The 18,551-nt window shown below is 45.8% G+C and carries 6 protein-coding genes; 2 read left to right on the top strand and 4 right to left on the bottom strand.

Annotation, left to right across the window (positions count from 1 at the left end; genetic code table 11):
* Positions 1-89 precede the first annotated feature (89 nt).
* Positions 90-881: a S1/P1 nuclease gene (locus tag F3J22_RS03880; protein WP_167014477.1), complete on the top strand. Its 792-nt coding sequence runs from the start codon at positions 90-92 to the stop codon at positions 879-881.
* A gap of 78 nt (positions 882-959) precedes the next feature.
* Here the strand turns inward: F3J22_RS03880 and F3J22_RS03875 are convergent, their stop codons facing one another.
* A complete protein-coding gene (locus tag F3J22_RS03875; protein WP_167014475.1) occupies positions 960-1,883 on the bottom strand; it encodes a PfkB family carbohydrate kinase in 924 nt (307 codons plus the stop codon).
* Positions 1,884-2,394: 511 nt separating this feature from the next.
* On the opposite strand from F3J22_RS03875, the gene F3J22_RS03870 reads away from it, so the two are divergent.
* Positions 2,395-2,907: a hypothetical protein gene (locus F3J22_RS03870; protein WP_167014473.1), complete on the top strand. Its 513-nt coding sequence runs from the start codon at positions 2,395-2,397 to the stop codon at positions 2,905-2,907.
* A gap of 178 nt (positions 2,908-3,085) precedes the next feature.
* Here F3J22_RS03870 and F3J22_RS03865 read toward each other — a convergent pair whose 3' ends face one another.
* The 3 genes from F3J22_RS03865 to F3J22_RS03855 all read right to left on the bottom strand — a co-directional run bounded on the left by F3J22_RS03865 (position 3,086) and on the right by F3J22_RS03855 (position 18,501).
* A complete protein-coding gene (locus F3J22_RS03865; RefSeq protein WP_167014471.1) occupies positions 3,086-5,143 on the bottom strand; it encodes an OmpA family protein in 2,058 nt (685 codons plus the stop codon).
* A 62-nt stretch (positions 5,144-5,205) separates the two neighbouring features.
* Positions 5,206-6,213: a PorP/SprF family type IX secretion system membrane protein gene (locus tag F3J22_RS03860; RefSeq protein WP_167014468.1), complete on the bottom strand. Its 1,008-nt coding sequence runs from the start codon at positions 6,211-6,213 to the stop codon at positions 5,206-5,208.
* A 93-nt stretch (positions 6,214-6,306) separates the two neighbouring features.
* The gene (locus F3J22_RS03855) at positions 6,307-18,501 is read right to left on the bottom strand and encodes a gliding motility-associated C-terminal domain-containing protein (protein WP_167014466.1); all 12,195 of its coding nucleotides are present in this window, start codon (positions 18,499-18,501) and stop codon (positions 6,307-6,309) included.
* Positions 18,502-18,551 lie beyond the last annotated feature (50 nt).

Genomic DNA, 18,551 nt, shown 5'->3' with positions numbered 1-18,551 from the left:
ATTGAGCAGTACATCAAAAATACTAAAGAACGGTGGACAAAAGTGTTAAAAAGGTCTTTACTTTTGCCAGACAACGAGGATCAAAAATTATGAGAAAGAAAGTAATTCTTGCCCTGATGGTGGGCTTCCTTTTACCTATCGCCAGCTTTGCCTGGGGACCGAACGGGCATCGCATTGTTGCGGAGATTGCCTTCAATCATCTGACGCCGAAGGCACGTAAGGCGGTAATTGAAATTCTGGGTCGCCAGAGCATGGCCATGGTGGCTAACTGGCCGGATTTCATCAAATCCGACACTACCCATAAATACGATCATACCAACACCTGGCATTACCTGGATTTCCCGGGCGGCATAGACAGAGCTGAGTTCGACAAGGAACTGGCTGCTGCTACCGGCGAAAACCTGTATACCGAAACCCAGGCGATGATCAAGCAACTGAAGAACCGTACTTTATCTAAAGACGAGCATGTATTTGCCATTACCTTCCTGATCCATATGATGGGAGATATGCACCAGCCGCTGCATGTGGGTCATGATGAAGATCAGGGTGGTAATAAAATCCAGGTACAGTGGTTTAACAACCCATCTAACCTTCACCGCGTATGGGATGAGCAATTAATTGATTATCAACAGCTCAGCTATACCGAATATACCAAAGCCCTGGATATTGCCACTGCAGCAGAGATCAAGGCCTACCAGTCTGGCAGCATTGCCGACTGGATGTTTGAATCACATGTAATCGCAGATAAGATCTATGGTTATACCAAACCTGATTCCAAACTGAGCTATCGTTATAACTATGTATTTGTGAATGATCTGAATACGCAGTTATTGAAAGGTGGCCTCCGACTGGCGCAGGTACTGAATGAAATTTATAAATAATAGCAGTTACTATAAAAGCAAAAGCCTCCCTCTACTGAGTAGAGGGAGGCTTTTGCTTTTATAACTTTAAAACGGAGACTATACCAGGTCGATATCGAAGTTAACCAGTTGTACGAACTGTTCGATACGTGCATGGATTTCCTCTTTGGATACTGCTCTGATACGCTCAGTACCGAATTTTTCCACAGAGAAGGAAGCCATTGCAGAACCTACGATAATCGCGGTTTTCATATTTTCGAAGGAGATATCTTTAGTTTTAGCCAGATATCCGATGAAACCACCTGCGAAGGTATCGCCGGCACCGGTTGGATCGTAAACATCGTCCAGCGGCATTGCAGGTGCGAAGAATACGTGGTTTTCATGGAACAGGAGGGCACCGTGTTCACCTTTTTTGATGATCAGGTAGCGAGGACCCATGGTCATGATCTTGCGGGCAGCTTTCACCAGAGAGTATTCACCACTCAGCTGACGAGCTTCGCTATCGTTTACCATCAGGACATCTACTTTTTTCAGCACTTTCATCAGATCTTCCAGTGCTACTTCCATCCAGAAGTTCATAGTATCCATTACGATCAGCTTAGGGCGCTCTTTCATTTGTTCGAGCACGCTCATCTGAACCTGTGGCGTCAGGTTACCGAGGATCAGAAATTCGGAGCCCTGGTAGCTTTCAGGAATGATTGGATTGAAGTCTGCCAGCACGTTGAGGTCAGTCACCAGGCTGTCGCGGGTGTTCATGTCCATGTGGTATTTACCGGACCAGTAAAAGGTTTTTTCATCCTTTTTTACCTGTACACCGTCCATTTTCACACCTTTTGCCTGTAATGCATCCATTTCAGACTGTGGGAAGTCGCCCCCAACTACTGATACCTGGTTGATTGGGCTTACGAAGTTAGACGCTGCCCAGGCAATGAAGGTAGCAGATCCACCAATGATTTTTCCTGATTTTCCAAATGGGGTTTCGATCTCGTCGAACGCCATAGTACCTACCACTGTAAGAGACATACTATTTCTTATTACTGGTTTATTAGATTAAAGTATTATACAAAACCCGGCAAAGGTAATACATCTCCATCAAACCAGCCCTGCTTTTTATCTCATTATATTATATTTTATATAAATATATAAATTGATATTTTTTGCACGATAATGTTGTGATAAAAATATTTTTGGTATATCGTTAATGACTATACGAAATAAAAATATTCACGAGCCGGTCCGATAAAAACAATCTTGATAACACATAAAAAAGGGAGGATATAAATTTATAAAGGGAGGAATTCAAACTAACTGAAAAGCATATACAAAAATTTTATCCTTACGAAACACTGTACCACAGCAAGTTTCAATAGTACTAAAATTTAGCAGTAATATATTTTTTGTGCATCGCTGTAACTTTTTAAAATCAGTCTCGTTTAACATACCAGTAAGCGCTGAAAACCTATTGCAAATACAATCAAAGATATTTTAGTAAAAGACTGTATCAATCTAACAATCTTCAATTAAAACACGAATCATGTCAATTTCAAAGAAACGTGCTCTCGCTGCGGGAGTCATGATGGCTACTGCTATGGCTGTAACTTTCACTGCCTGCAAAAAAGACGACGACAACAAACCTACTCCACGTCAAACCACTTTCAAAGTTCAAGGTATCGGCGCTGATAAACAAGTAGACAAAGCAATCATTACCCTGTCTGAAAACCAGGATAGTTCTGTAACACTGAAGCTGCAACTGACTAAATCTACTAAAGATGCTGCTCAGTTTATCTACCTGCTCGGTGGTACTCCTGATGCGCCTAAAACTGACACCTTCTTCGTGGCTACCGGCGATGCAGTAAAAGGTACTGGTGCCGCAATGCCTGTGCCAATGTATGCTAACGTGAAAACCATCAAATCCTACACTGCTACTGGTGCTAAAGATATCGCTTTCCGTTATGACGATGTTGTAAAATTAGCTGCTCACCTGAAAGTTCTTTCTGGTACTGCTAAAGATACCGCTGCTATCGGTGTTATCAAAACAGGCAACTAATCTATCGATATATCGGATCTGGTTAAGTTAAAACTGTGCAGTGCTGTTCTTCTTAAGCGGAAGGCAGCACTCAATAAAAGTGTGATGAATCAAATAGAATAGCCCACGCAATTGCGTGGGCTATCTCTGTCGTTTTGTAATTCTGTAGGATATGGAATAATAACAGGTAAACGATTGTTTATTCTGTCTGGTTGTTATTTACAGGTGCTTCTACCTGACGGCGAAGTACAGTGAATTCAGTTCTTCTGTTTAACTGACGGCCTTCCGGATTATCCTTGTGATTAGGTAAGGAGTTAGGAGCAATTGGCCTGCGTTTGCCATAGCCTTTAGCTATCAGTCTGTTTGATGCAATACCTTTGCTGATCAGATAATTCACGCATGACTGTGCACGTGCCTGCGACAATTTATCATTGTATTTATCAGAACCGATACTATCGGTATGTGCGGCCATTTCGATCGTCAGTCTTGGATTATCTTTCAACATTTCCACCACTGTATCCAGTACAACTTTAGATTCTTCACGTAATGTTGCTTTGTTGAAATCGTAGAAAATATTATTTATTACGATTGGTTTTTCTATTTCATAATGTTTGAGGCACAGTGTAGGGTTCTCAAGTGAGTCTACTGTTTCGAGGCCATCAGTACGGAACGGAAGTCCTTTTGTGAAATAGTTTTCTTTTTCTGCAACCAGTTTATACTGACGGGAAGGATCTGCTTCAAAGGTATATCTGCCGGCACGATCTGTTGTCTGTTTTGACATCACTTTCTGCCGGGCGGAGTCCATCAATGTAATGGTGGCACCTTCCAGTGGTTTGTGTGTATCACAATCTATGATCATACCGCTTACAATTTTGCGCAGGCGTTTGATACCGAATATTTCCAGGCAGCAAACTGATTCGCGATCCGAACTAATAAATCCGGATGCGAAAGGGTGCGTATTGTCTAAAGCAGTGTAGTAGATATCATCTTTGGGCGAGTTGAGTGGTTTACCCATATTTTTGGGAGCAGACCAGCTGCCAAAGTCGCCTTCGCTGGAGAAGAAATCCAGTCCACCCAATCCTATACGGCCATCGGAGCTGAATACGAGGAGGCCTTTTTCTGAATCATAGAAAGGCGCCTGTTCTTCATCTTTGGTATTAATGGCGGTACCGATATTTCTTGCACTACCGGGTGTATTATTTGATATAACGGAGTACCAGATATCGTATTTACCCATGCCACCAGGCCGGTTAGAGGAGAAGAGCAAATATTTTCCATCGCTGGTAACAAAGGGTTGCATGGAGTTATAGCCATCGATGTTCACGTTGGTACCTAAAGCCACGGGATCCGACCATCTTCCGCCACTCTGTGTACTTACACAAATACAAGCCTGTTTAACGCCATTTTTGACTGTCCAGCGTGTCAGGTACATGTATTTACCGTCTGGTGTTATGGCTGCTACGCCCTGGTCCCATCCTTTAGGAGGGTCAGGCATGGCTACTTTCTGGGAATTACTGTAATCATTTCCGGAACCTGTTGCGGTATACAGGGTATTGACATATGGCGTACCTGCTTTTTTTGCTTCCCTGTTTTTCTTTGCCTCGCTGGTATTAGCGGCGGGCGCCGGCATGTTTTCAGGCCTGGAAGAAGTAAACATAAGGGTATTAGCATCGAGCATTACCGGTGCGTAGTTTGCTCCACCTTCGTTTACAGTACCAGAAGTTTTAATGATGCTAAAGCGGGGTTGCTTTTTATCTTCTTCGATAGCGAATTCACAAGTCTGAATTTCGAGTGTTGCTCGGGTAGAAATATCGTCAGCGGCAGTATAAGATTGTTTGAATTTATTGAATTGCTCGAGGGCTTCCTGGTATTTACCATTTGCCCTGAGACATACACCATACCAATAGCGGGCCTGCGGGAACTGAGGGTTATTAAACCCTACCAGTTGTGCGTACCAGGTTTCGGCGTTGCCATAGTCGTTGTACAGGCGATAAGATTCGGCCAGGCGTGCTACCACCTGTTGATAGTCTTTCATTTTTCCGCTTGGCGGGGGGCCACCGATAGTATAGGGTAATACCTGTTCTGGCTTCACTTTGAAAGTACCGAGGGCTTTATTATAATACTGTGCAGCAGAATAATAGTCTCTGGCATTATAGTAGACATCTGCAGTATGCTTATAGTCATAAACATACTGTGCCTGCACGGAGCTTATGATCCCGGTAAAAACAAGTAGCCAGCAGAGTGTAATTTTTTTCATGAGGGTCTCATTTCTTTTTTTCGTGTAATTTTTTCCCCTTCAGATATTTTGGTATATGATGATTATAATCTAGGACAGATGAAATATTCCTGGTTCAGCATTCTCTTTTTGCGGCTGATGAAGGATAGGGATACTTCAAAACTCTGGCTGCCATTAACGAGACGGTGCATATTGGAAGTATTGGCATCATAGCTGAGCCCCAGTGTAAATCCTTTAAAGTGGAAGCCTGCCATGGGAATAGCGGAATCATTGAAGCGGTAGTTGAATCCCAGCAGGAAGTCGAAATCAGGATTTACGGTCATGGAAGCATAAGCACCTACTACAGTCTCTTCCGCATTTCCCTGGTGCATGTACAGTCCGGTGGGAGTAAGGCTAAACTGTTCGTTCAGTTTGATTTTGGTACCACCATGGATCAACCACCTGATAGGCAGTGTTTTTTCCTGTCCATCAGCAGAGAAAGGGTCTTTAGGCTGTGTAAGGTGTGCTGCGGAAAATCCCAGGAATGGGTTGAAGCGATGATTGGGGTTACTATCGAAATATACTGCACCTGCGCCTGCGTCAAATGAGCTGGCAGAGGTTTTAGAGATATTTTCACCGTTTGCAATGCTCGGATCGAAACCGATGGTAGGATTATACTGGCTTCCCGTCTGGAATTTGGCGGGATCAATTCTCCTGTTGAGTAATCCAAAGTTAATACCAAAAACGATCTGGCTTGTTTTGGTTCGGCCAAACTTCACACCGGAATAGGATACACTGGCCATTGCATTGAGGTAGTTGTACCCGGCATCACCGGCAGACATATTCAGCACATTGGCGCCAATACCAATATTTTTATCTGTGGCGGCATCGATAGATACCCCCGCAGTAGAGAATGGTTTTCCATAATTCGCCCACTGATTACGATAATCACCGTTTATACGGAAATCACCATCAATAATACCAGTCAGGGCTGGGTTTAACCAAAGTGGGTATGCATAATATTGAGAGAAATGCGGATCTACCTGCGCTGTAGCAAAGCGGGGCAACAAACTGCTCCATAAAAGTATCGCAATTATAAAAATCCTCTTCATAGGAACATTTTTTACTTGTTCAAGATTACCGGGATGACAGTAGTTTAAGGCTATCATCCCGGTATGATTTATTCACGGGTTTTAAGAACGTTATTATCGCATGAGGGTCACATTACCTTTCTTAGTGATCACCGTACCATCCTGCATGGTTGCTTTGACAATCCATACATATACACCCACAGGCTGTTTCACTCCGTTCATGGTACCATCCCATCCTTTACGCTGGTCAGTAGAAGTAAATACCAGCTGACCCCATTGGTTATAGATCCTGAATTCGAGTTGTGCGATAGCGGTGCCGTATACATACTCGATATCATTCACACCATCACCATTTGGACTGAAGAGGTTTGGTACATAGATATTATTACCCTGTGGATTAGTTGTTTTATCTGTTACAGATGCCAGTGCACTGTTCTGACAAGAAGAGGCGCCGATCGCTCTTACATACAGCGTTACATTCTCATTAGGCTGGAGGTTGCTAACGGTATGTGATGTACCATTATCTCCTGTACTTGGTGCGGTGAAGGTAGTAGTGTCATTTACTGCTACTACATACCGTTGTGCACCTGGTACTGCCGGCCATGTAAATGTGACGCTGGTAGCTGTTCTGCTGCTTACGGTTACCGTTGGAGCAGCGATCGCTGTCAGCACTGTAATCTGTGCCTGTGCTCTGCTTGCACTTGTACAACCTGTTCCTATAGAAGCCTCTACATAGTAGGTCACATCAGCGTTAACCGGCGGTGTCACAAACTGAGCACCTGTGCTTACCGGTGTAGTGCCGTTAGCTGTAGCATACCATCTGAAGACAGCACCTGGCGTATTGGTTATTGCCGTGAGTGTGTATGTTTCACCTGGGCACTTGCTGAGGTCATTACCGCTTACTGTTGGCACAGCAGGAGGATTACCTACTGAAACGCTTACCAGTGTACGGCTTGGACTTGCACAACCACCTGTGCTTACTGCTTCAACATAGTAAGAAGTATTAGCAGTGATTGGGCCTACCGTTACGCTATCGCCGGTGGTGATCAGCGTTCCGCCTGATGTTGTCGCATACCAGTTGTAAGTCAGGGTCGGATCAGGATTTTTAACCTGTAATGTTGCATTGCTATTGTTACAGGTGGTTACCGCAGGGTAGAGGACTGCCGGAGCAGCTGGTGCATTAACGACGGTCACGTCTACACGTCCTCTGCTGGTGCTTACACAGTTACCATTTGCAACACTTGCATCTACGTAGTAGCTGGTGTTTGTGCTCACACTATTGAAGCTTACGTTGGTACCGGTAGCTATTGGAGTAGTGCTTGTTGCGCTGGTATACCAGTGGTAGATCATACCAGACACCGGATTTATTACCGCGAGATTCAGCGTATTTCCAAGGCAGAGTGTCACATTGGAACCAGCGTTCGGTGTTGCGACAGAGTCTACAACAGTAGCGGTGGCTGTTCCTTTGGTTGCACTGTAGCATCCGGAGGCGTTTCTTGCAGCTACGAGGTAGTCTGTTGTTGCTGTCAGACGGCCGGTTGTAAAGGTCGCACCAGTTGCCAGACTATCATTGGTGATAGCATTATACCAGATATAGTTGAGTGCCGGATCCGGATTAGTGATATTGAATGTTACCGGATTACCAGTACAAGCAACCTGGTTATTAACATTAATTACCGGAGTTGGCGGAGTTGGCAGTACAGTTACTGTAGCTGTTGTTCTCGCACCTGCATTGCTGCAACCTGCGCTGTTGAATGCTGCAACATAATAAGTTGTTGTAGCGGTCACATTGCTGGCTGTATAGCTGTTTGCACCGTTAGGTGTAAGGTCTGTACCATTTACGGCTGCATTAAACCAATGGTAGGTCAGTGATGGATCAGGGTTAGCAACAGTGAATGTTACGTTGCTGCCTGCACATACTGTCTGACTATTGGTTACCAGAGACGGAGCACCTGGAACCGGTGTTATAGCTAAGGTTACGGCCACTCGTGGTGATGTTCCTGTGCATCCTGTCACACGTGTTGCTTCTACATACAAGACAATAGAAGAGGTGAGTACACCAGTTGTATAGGACGTACCAGCATCTGTATTCAGGGCAGTTCCACCAGTTGGTACATTGTACCATTTGTAAACCACACCGCTGAAAGGTGCTGTGATGATAACAGTTGCAGGAGAGCCACTACATACTGCCTGATTCGGATTCACCAACGGAGTTGGAACGCTGTTCACTTTTACACTCGCAGCAACGAGAGGAAGTGTACATCCACCTTTACTTACCTGTAAATAGAAGGTAGTATCTGCTGTCAGTGGCGCCGTTCTGAGGCTATCAACATTTGACAGAACAATCGTTCTTGCCAATGATGTATACCAGGTGTAAGTCAATGTTGGATCAGGGTTGCTCACGGTCAGCAGGGCTGTTTGTCCTGCGCAGATGGCAGCGCCTACTACTGTTGGTGGTGTGAAGCTATTAACTGTCACCGTTACTGACTTCGCAGAGTCTGGTCTGTTTTCACATGCATTTGTACCCTGAACGGTCACATAATAAGTAGTAGTGATATCCAATGTATCAGTTACAAACGTACTACCACTGGTGATATACTGTGTCAGTGCTGCATCACGGTACCATTTGAATATTGGACTGGTGACAGTAGTGCTGGTAGCAGTAAGTGTGGTAGTTGAATGCACACATGTTGTTGCTCCATTCACCTGTATATCGGAAGGCAGCGCTTTTCTGCCAACATTAACGGTTACTTCTTTCAGGTTACCTGGAACATTCGCACAGTTGCCATTAGAGCTTACACTTACAAAGTAGTGATACTGGCCATTGGTAAGATTAGTAATGGTCAATACACCTGTTGCAGGGTTTACGCCATTGGTTATTGGCTGTGTTTCCTGTTGATCCAGGTACCAGTGGAATACCGGATTAGCGACATTGCTGGTTGGAGTCAGCACTACTGCATCCCCTGCGCAAACATTCTGAACACTGTCGATTGTGATGTCAGAAGGTTGTGCATTGTTGAATACATTAATGGAGATCTGTGTGCGTGCTGTATCTCCTGCACAGCTACCGGCGCCATTGGCTTTTACAAAGTAGTTGTGCATACCGACAGTTGTACCTACCGGAACAGTATAGGAAGTACTGTTTGCTACCAGCTGATTTCCAGCAGCATCGTACCAGGTGTATGTCTGGCCTGCCTGTGCAACTACTTTCAGTGTTACAGGCAGATTGCTTACGCATACAGATGCAGGGTTGCTACTATCTGCTACCGGAGGTGCGATACCACCATTTACAGTTACTGTAACCGCTTTTGCGTTACCTGGTGCATTTTCACATGCATTGGTACCTTGTACGGTTACATAGTAAGTAGTAGTTACACTCAATGTATCCGTTACGAATGTGCCGGCACTTATGATAAACTGTGTCAGTGCAGCATCACGGTACCATCTGAATACAGGGTTGGTAATAGTGGTGCTGGTTGCTGTGATAGAGACAGCGCTATGAATACAGGTTGATGTATCATTCGCCTGAATATCAGATGCCAGCGCTTTTTTGTTTACTGTTAAGGTCACCGCTTTCAGGTTGCCTGGCTGATTGGAGCAGCTACCGTTAGTTGACCCTACGCTTACGTAGTAAACATAAGTACCTGCGGTTGCTGGTGCAAGTGTTAACACACCTGTTGCAGGATCAACACCGGCGGTTACCGGCTGCGTTTTCTGCTGATCCAGGTACCACGTGAACACAGGGTTCGCAATAGTGGTACTGGTTGGAGTCAGGCGGATAGTATCACCGAGACATGAATGCGGTGTAGTATCGATATTGATATCAGATGGCTGTGCATTGTTGAATACATTCAACGTGATCTGCGTACGGGCAGTATCTCCGGCACAGTTGGTATTTCCACCGGTTTTCACAAAGTAGTTGTGTATACCGATAGCTGTGCCAACAGGAACAGTATATGAATCACTGTTTGTTATCAGCACATTTCCTGAGGCATCGTACCAGGTATGTATCTGGCCTGCCTGTGGTACCACTTTCAGCGTTACTGGCAGATTGCTTACGCATACGCTTGCAGGATTACCTGTATCAGCTACCGGAGGTGCGGCACCGCCATTTACAGTTACTGTAACTGCTTTCGCGTTACCTGGTGCATTTTCACATGCATTGGTACCTTGTACGGTTACATAGTAAATAGTGGTTACGTTCAGGGTATCAGTAACAAAGGTGCTGGTGCTTCTGATAAACTGCGTCAGCAAGGAATCACGGTACCATCTGAATACAGGATTAGTGATAGTGGTGCTGGTTGCAGTGATAGAGACAGCGCTATGAATACAGGTTGATGTATCATTCGCCTGGATATCAGATGCCAGCGCTTTTTTGTTAACTGTTAAGGTCACCGCTTTCAGGTTACCTGGCTGGTTGGAGCAGCTACCGTTAGTTGATCCTACGCTTACATAGTAAACATAAGTACCTGCGGTTGCCGGTGCAAGCGTTAACACACCTGTTACTGAATCTACGCCAGCGGTTACCGGCTGTGTTTTCTGCTGATCCAGGTACCACGTGAACACAGGGTTCGCAATAGTGGTACTGGTTGGAGTCAGGCGGATGGTATCACCAAGACATACATGCGGAGTAGTATCGATGTTGATATCAGATGGCTGTCCATTATTGAATACGTTCAACGTAATCTGCGTACGGGCAGTATCTCCGGCACAGTTGGTATTTCCACCAGTTTTTACAAAGTAGTTGTGTATACCAACAGCTGTACCAACAGGAACAGTATATGAATCACTGTTTGTTATCAGCACATTTCCTGAGGCATCGTACCAGGTATGTATCTGGCCTGCCTGTGGTACCACTTTCAGCGTTACTGGCAGATTGCTTACGCATACGCTTGCAGGATTACCTGTATCAGCTACCGGAGGTGCGGCACCGCCATTTACAGTTACTGTAACTGCTTTCGCGTTACCTGGTGCATTTTCACATGCATTGGTACCTTGTACGGTTACATAGTAAATAGTGGTTACGTTCAGGGTATCAGTAACAAAGGTGCTGGTGCTTCTGATAAACTGCGTCAGCAAGGAATCACGGTACCATCTGAATACAGGATTAGTGATAGTGGTGCTGGTTGCAGTAATGGAGGTGGCGGTATGAATACAGGTAGATGTATCATTGGCCTGAATATCAGAAGGCAGTGCCTTTTTATTTACCGTTAAGGTGACACCTTTCAGGTTACCTGGCTGGTTAGAGCAGCCACCATTGGCTGAGCCAACGCTTACATAGTAAACATAAGTACCTGCGGTTGCCGGAGCAAGCGTTAATACGCCTGTTACCGGATCAACACCAGCTGTTACCGGTTGTGTTTTCTGCTGATCCAGGTACCACATGAACACAGGGTTCGTAATAGTGGTACTGGTTGGAGTCAGGCGGATGGTATCACCGGCACATGAATGCGGTGTAGTATCGATGTTGATATCTGATGGCTGTGCATTGTTGAATACATTCAATGTGATCTGCGTACGGGCAGAGTCGTTGCTACAGCCATTTGTATTATTGGCTTTCACATAGTAAGTGTGCAGACCTACTGCTGTTCCTTGCGGAACAATATATATGTTATTCTGTGCTGTCAGCTGATTACCGATTGCGTCGAACCAGGTATATGTTACACCAGGTTGTGCAATTACTTTCAGGGTGTCCGGAAGGTTGCTTACACATACAGAAGTCTTGTTGCTGCTATCTGCTACCGGCGCCGCAGGAATTGACAGGATATTTACTGTCACAGCTGCAGAGCGCTGGATATCACAATTGTCTCTGGTTGCAGTTACAGTATAAGTGTAAGTACCTGCCGGGTGCGTACCAGGAATAATGTAGGCCAGACTGTCAATCAGCTTGGTATTATTCTGATCGTACCAGCTATAGGTAACGCCTGCTACAGGATTTGCCACGCTTAATGTAATCGGTGTACCGACACAAGCGCTGGTATCTTTCGCAATAATTGTTGGTGCCACTATTCCACGACGGGCGTAGTTGAAGTCGACTGCGGTGAGCAGGGAAACCACGCCTGATTTCAGTTTCACTTCGATACCATCGAATTGTTTGGTTGGAACAAAAGACAGCACCACGCCTTGTGTACCGTTCAGAATATTCAGGTGCAGCAGCGGGTTGCTAACCAGGAGGCTATCACCTGGGGTATTACCATTATAGCTGGTTAACTGAACACCTGCCAGTAATGCGGCTGACAATACCTGGCTTGGATTGCTGAGGCGAACTTCAACGGTATCACCGAGTGTTGACAGACCATTAAAGAGCGCACGTTGCCATACTGCGGATCCCAGCAGACCGACGTTAAGTACCAGGGAAGATGCAGATTCTGTATTATTATCCACTGCCAGATCCGGGTTAACTACGGTTCCCAGTCCCAGCACACCACCAACAGAGGTACCGCTGTTGATCTGCGCTATTGCGCGTTCACAAGGAACAGGGTTAGGCACCATTGGTGTGGTGATGATCAGCACCGGAATACGCTGGGAAGTACAAGTACCGGTAGAATCCAGTGAGGCCTGTACCCATAATGTATCTGTGCTTTGTGTATGCTTAGCAACAGTTGTATACTGTAATCCTTCAAAAATGCTATCAGTAGCAAATTGAGATGCATACCATTTCACTTTGGCATTTGCAGCCGGAGGCGTAGCCACCAGTACAGCGCTCATACCAGTATCCACGGTAGCCGGATTAGGTTTCACAATCGGAACACCGAGTTGGGTAGTAACAGTAAACAGTACCGGCGTACGGGTCGCAGAAACTGTATTACAGCTATCATTCATCGCTTCCACATAGTAAGTTACAGGAGCGGTTACGTTGGTAACAGTGAATACAAAACCACTGTCTGTATTCAGTTTGGCACCACCGTTTGCAACATTGTACCAGCTATAGCTATAACCTTTAACAGGATTGCTGATGGCTGCACTAGCTGTAGAACCAGGACATACAGCAATTGTATCAGGATTTAATACCGGAGGCAGTGGCGTAGCTACTACCTTAATATTAACAGCAGTTCTGTCTGTACTTTCACAACCTACGCCTGCTCTGAAGGCGGTTACATAGAATGTGGAGTCAGTTGTTATTGGGCCTGTAGTCAGACTTGCACCGTCTTTACCTGTCAGGTAGGTACCGTTACCGGTATACCAGCGATAGGTAACATTCGGAGAAGGATTGCTTACGTTCAGGGTGGCTGTACTACCGCTACATACAGTTACGGATGATGCCTGTACCTGCGGAGCAGCAATTATACGGCGGGCAGAATTAAAGTTGATACTTGTCAATGCACCCACTACACCTGATTTCAGTGTTACCTGCACTGCATCGAAGGTACCTTTAGGCAGGAAGGTGTATTCGCCTGTCTGGCCGCTGTTCAGCAGATTCACATGGAGTAATGGATTACCTACCAGTACTGAATCTACCGGAGTATTTCCGAGATAAGCGGTGAGCTGTACACTTGCGAGTACGGCTGCGGAGAGCACCTGGCTAGAGCTGGAGAGACGTACTCTTACGCTGTCGCCAGGAGCAGATGGACCGGTAAATCCGGCGCGCTGCCATACTGTGGCGTTTAGCGCGCCCAGGTTGATTACGAGGGAAGAAGCAGTATTCTGATTGTCGTCCACTGCAAATCCAGGGTTGTATACGTTACCCAATATAAGGAGACCTGAACCACCAACGGTTTGGGTTACTGCGCGTTCACAAGGTACGGCCAGAGAATCTCCCTGATAAGTGACAACGGTTACTGGAACCCTTGCAGATTGACAAATATTGGCTGAAGTATCTTTAATAAGTGCCTGTACCCAGTATACCTTGGTATTTGGCGCAGACTGAGCAGGGGCAGCAAATGTAGTACCTGTAAACAGTGAATCATTGCCTGTTTGTGAGCCATACCAAACAATAGAAGCATTAGATACCGGCAGGGTGGCTGTCAGCACAGCAGTAGCGCCTACAGTTACTGAATCTGGATTTGGCGATACCACAGGTGGCTGTAATGCCTGTCCAACCAGGATATGGTAAGCCTGTCTTGTTGATACAGCACCACAGGAGCTTTGTGCTTCCACATAGAAGGTTGTATCAGCAGTAACATTATTCACTTTGAATACGAATCCGCTGTCTGTATTCAGCTTGGTACCGCCAGTCGCAACGTTATACCAGTTGTAGGTAAGGCCATTCACTGGTTTGATTACCTGTAATGATACATTAGTACCAGCGCAGGCAGTGATATTCTGATCAGCGCCAGGAACCTGTGGAGCAGCCAATACGACTACTGGCACAGGGAATCTTGTAGGATTTTCGCAATTCTGCGGACCTCCGTAAACAGCTACCCAATAAGTAACGGTGCCTGGAGTTTTCAGACTATCGGTAGTATAGGTTGCATTAGAACCCAATACAGTAGTGCTGGTAGAATCGGCGTACCAATGAACACCAGTACCATTTACCGGCGTTACAGTCAGGGTTGCCTTATTATTCACACATACAGTGTCGTGTGGTGTTACCACAGCCGGTGTAGGATAAATTACCCTTGCACCATAGATATCAATAGATGTCAACAGATTTGCAAGGCCGGTGATACGCACCTCTACACGATCGTATGGTGCGCTAGCAGGGATCGTTGCAACAAACTGCTGACTGTTGAGCAGGCGAAGCGTCAGGAGGTTGGAAAGTGTATCTGCCGCTACCTTGGTTGTATTATTATAAACAGTTACCACTACACCACCGAGCAGACTAACATCTGCAAGACCTGTTGGTGCAGCAAAGTTAATTCTGATGCTATCAGTAGCTGAACCCACATTAGGGAAAATCAGCTGTTGATATACGGAACCACCCAGTAAGCCTACTGGCATACTCAGGCGAGTGAAGTTAGTTTGATTACTGTCGATATCATTTGTTGGGTTCTGCACAGAACACAGGATACAACCCAGTGAAGTACCGGATACCTGTGAAGTCGGAACATTACAATCAGGCGAAGGAATAACCGGACCTGTAACAACAACAGCGACGGCTACACGTTTGGATTCGCACGCACCCGGAATTGTAACGGCTGCATAATAAGTGTAGGTACCAGGATTGTTGAATGGTCCTACAACAAATGGAGTTCCTGTTCCTACAGGTGTGGTAGCCGTTGAATCGGAATACCAGCTGATGGTAGCACCAGGTATTGGTGTTGCAGTCAGACTGGCTGTTTGTCCGGTGGCTACTACTACAGTACCAGGTACTACTGGTCCGGCAGGGGCGGTAACTATTTTTACATTTGCCGCCTTCAGGTTGTTAGGGGCATTTGAACAACGGTTGGAACCAGCCACCGCAACATAATAGGTATAAGTACCTGCTGCGAGTCCGGATACGGTAAGTTTACCGGTAGAATCGATATTATAGGTTACCCCACTGACTGTACCATTGGTAATGGCTTGCGTTTTAGCAGCATCCAGATACCAGGTAAATACAGGTTGGGTGATGTTGGAAGTAGGATTGACAGCAGGAGTGATCACCGCATTGCCACTTGTACACGCGGTGGTGGTATCACTTACAATGATATCTGCCGGTGTTGAAAGTGGATTAACAGTAATGCGTACTGGTAATCTTTCAGGATTTGCGCAACCATTTGCATCAGTAATTTGTGCAAAGTAAGTTACAGTACCTGTTGTGGTCAGGGTAGGGGTAGTAAATGTAGAGTCATTTACTTTGGTACCAGCCACTGTCATACCAGTAGAATCAGTATACAATGTCATGGAAGCAGTACCGAGACCATTGGCAGTAATTGTAGCCGTCTGGCCCTGACATGCAGCTCCATTATTTGTAATAACGATTTTAGGGTTTGGCGCCACTGCTCTTACACCATATATATTGATGTTATTAAGCAGGTTGGCAACGCCTGTCAGTTTAATCTGAACAGTGTTGTACGGGCCACTTGCCGGGATCGTTACAGTGAAAGGTCCGGAACCTTGCAGCAATTGCAGGGTCAGGAGGTTCGCCAGGGTATCTCTGCGGTTGATGGTTGTCGTACCCCCCTGAACGTTAGCCACGGTAATTTCAACTCCACCAAGGAGGGAAACATTCGCAAGACCACTTGCTGTCCCCAGCATCACGCGGAGGCTATCCGAACCATTACCTACAACAGGGAATATCAGCTGTTGATAAACACTACCACCCAGTAATCCTACCGGTATATTAAGCGTACTGTAATTCGTTGTAATTGCGTCGATGGCGTTATTTGGATTACTAACGCTGCAGAGCACACAACCTAAAGTAGTACCTGTTATTGTGCTGGTAGGGGCGTTACAGGAAGTATTGGTTACCGGCGGTAACGCAATTGCTGTATCTGCAACATGGTATGATTCGCAGGTACCTCCTGTGCTCAGTCTGACGCCTGCAAAATATACATTCGGTGTATTTGCTGTGGTAGGTACTACCGACAGTGTATCGCCAAAGGCGATAGGTGCCTGTGTAGTATCCTTATACCAGACCACCGTACCACCTGCCGGCGGTGTTGCTCTCAGAATTATTGCCTGTCCGAGGGTACCGTACACTGTTGTAGCGCCAAGGGTTGGTACAGGGGCTTTACCTGTCATGATTACCGTCACCTTCTTCAATGTATTGGCGAGGTTATCGCAATGTGTAGAATCAGATGCGCTGATATAGAATATGGCGGTACCTGAACCAAGACCGATAATCGTCAGTTTTGCGGTGACAGGATCTACCTGGTAGGTTAATGCACCATCTACCATTCCATTGGTGATAGGGGTAGTTTTACCAGCATCTTTATACCAGGTGAAAACAGGTTTTGTGAGTAACGTCGAATATGGAGTTATTCTTACCGTATCTCCCTGACAGCCATAGGCAGTATCCGGGAAGTTGATATCAGTTGCAGCCGTATATGCCTTCACTAACAGGCTCACTGGTGTTTTCTGTGATCCTGACGGACAGGTACTTCTGGTGGCGGAAACATAATAGGTAAAGCTACCGGCAATATTCACCGGTGGCGTGTAAGTAGAAGTGGCAGATGGCCCCTGAAGTATATTTCCGGCAGCATCGTACCATGTATATTTCAGGCTTGCGTCCGGGTTCTGCACCGTAAATGTTACCGGGGTGTTGAGACAGGTAGCCTGGTTAAGTGAGGCGGCTGTCAGCACCGGGCTAGGAATGACGCGACCCATATCATAAACACGTAACCCCGCCAGTACGCTGGCCAGGGCAGAGAATCTGATTTCGATATGATCGAATTGCCCCGAAGAGGCGAATGTAAATACCTGTGGAGAGGAAGGCCCCGATAACAATCGTAATTGCAGCAATGCGCTGGACGCATTGATACTATCCACCGTTGTCTGGCCATTGGATGTAACGATTGTAATATTATTGAGTGCATCTAACGACAATAAAGCACCAGGAGTGCCCATCACTATTTTAACAGAATCGCCGACTTTTGACAGGCCGGGATATACTGCACTTAATCTTGTATAACCTAACAGTCCCACGGAAGCATTCATTGTTGCAAAGGTGGTAAGGCTGTTATCAATGGCATTATATGGATTATCGATTGATCCTACTGCAGCAGCATTGACAGCATCGAGGCTGCCTCTTGATCCGTAAATAACGTCTAATGCTGTATCGCAGGTCAGCGGGGTTGTTGTTACAGTGTTGTAATATGCTGCATATACATTCAATGAGGTAGCCACATTTAACAAACCGGCAATAGAAATAGTAATGCGGTCATAGGCGGTGGTTTGCGCCGGCAGATATATTTCTGCCTGGTTTGTTGCTGCCAGCAGATTCACTAAAGCAGCATTGACATTATACGCACTACCAACATTGGTGGTATTATTCTTTGCCTGCATGGTGATGGCTCCCAGGTTAGCACTTAAGAGTGCACCTCCTGTTCCTATTTTCACAATAGCCCTTGTTCCTGCCGGCACCGGTGTGGGAAAAATCAGGGTTTGTTCAACGCCGGAAAGCAGGGCTAACCCTGCTGTCAGTGTGGAATAGGTACTTAGGGATCCCGAGCCGGCATCCACCGCATTTCCGGGGTTAGTCACTGTACATATCACGCACAACGCTCCACTTGTATTGGTTTGCGAGTTAGCGTATACGCGTTGATAATACGTTTGTGCGTTCACGTTAGCTGAGGAAAATCCCAGTATCAATAGTACAGACAACAGGCTTTTCCACCACCTGTCGAACCGTAGGTTTTTCCGGGGTTTAGGCGAAGACCCGTTCCAGGTTTTCAGGATAACAAAAGAAGCACTAAAAGGGCTATTAGGAGTAGCTTTTGAATGCATAGCATCTATGTTTGGATAATAAGAAGTCTTGTTTAATGTATTCACACTAA

Source organism: Chitinophaga sp. Cy-1792, assembly GCF_011752935.1.
In the GTDB taxonomy this organism is placed as follows: domain Bacteria; phylum Bacteroidota; class Bacteroidia; order Chitinophagales; family Chitinophagaceae; genus Chitinophaga.
This window is presented reverse-complemented; position numbering and strand designations above follow the sequence as displayed.

Coding starts and splice junctions, on each gene's coding strand:
- F3J22_RS03880 (WP_167014477.1), top strand. CDS start 90: ATGAGAAAGAAAGTAATTCTTGCCCTGATGGTGGGCTTCCTTTTACCT.
- F3J22_RS03875 (WP_167014475.1), bottom strand. CDS start 1,883: ATGTCTCTTACAGTGGTAGGTACTATGGCGTTCGACGAGATCGAAACC.
- F3J22_RS03870 (WP_167014473.1), top strand. CDS start 2,395: ATGTCAATTTCAAAGAAACGTGCTCTCGCTGCGGGAGTCATGATGGCT.
- F3J22_RS03865 (WP_167014471.1), bottom strand. CDS start 5,143: ATGAAAAAAATTACACTCTGCTGGCTACTTGTTTTTACCGGGATCATA.
- F3J22_RS03860 (WP_167014468.1), bottom strand. CDS start 6,213: ATGAAGAGGATTTTTATAATTGCGATACTTTTATGGAGCAGTTTGTTG.
- F3J22_RS03855 (WP_167014466.1), bottom strand. CDS start 18,501: ATGCATTCAAAAGCTACTCCTAATAGCCCTTTTAGTGCTTCTTTTGTT.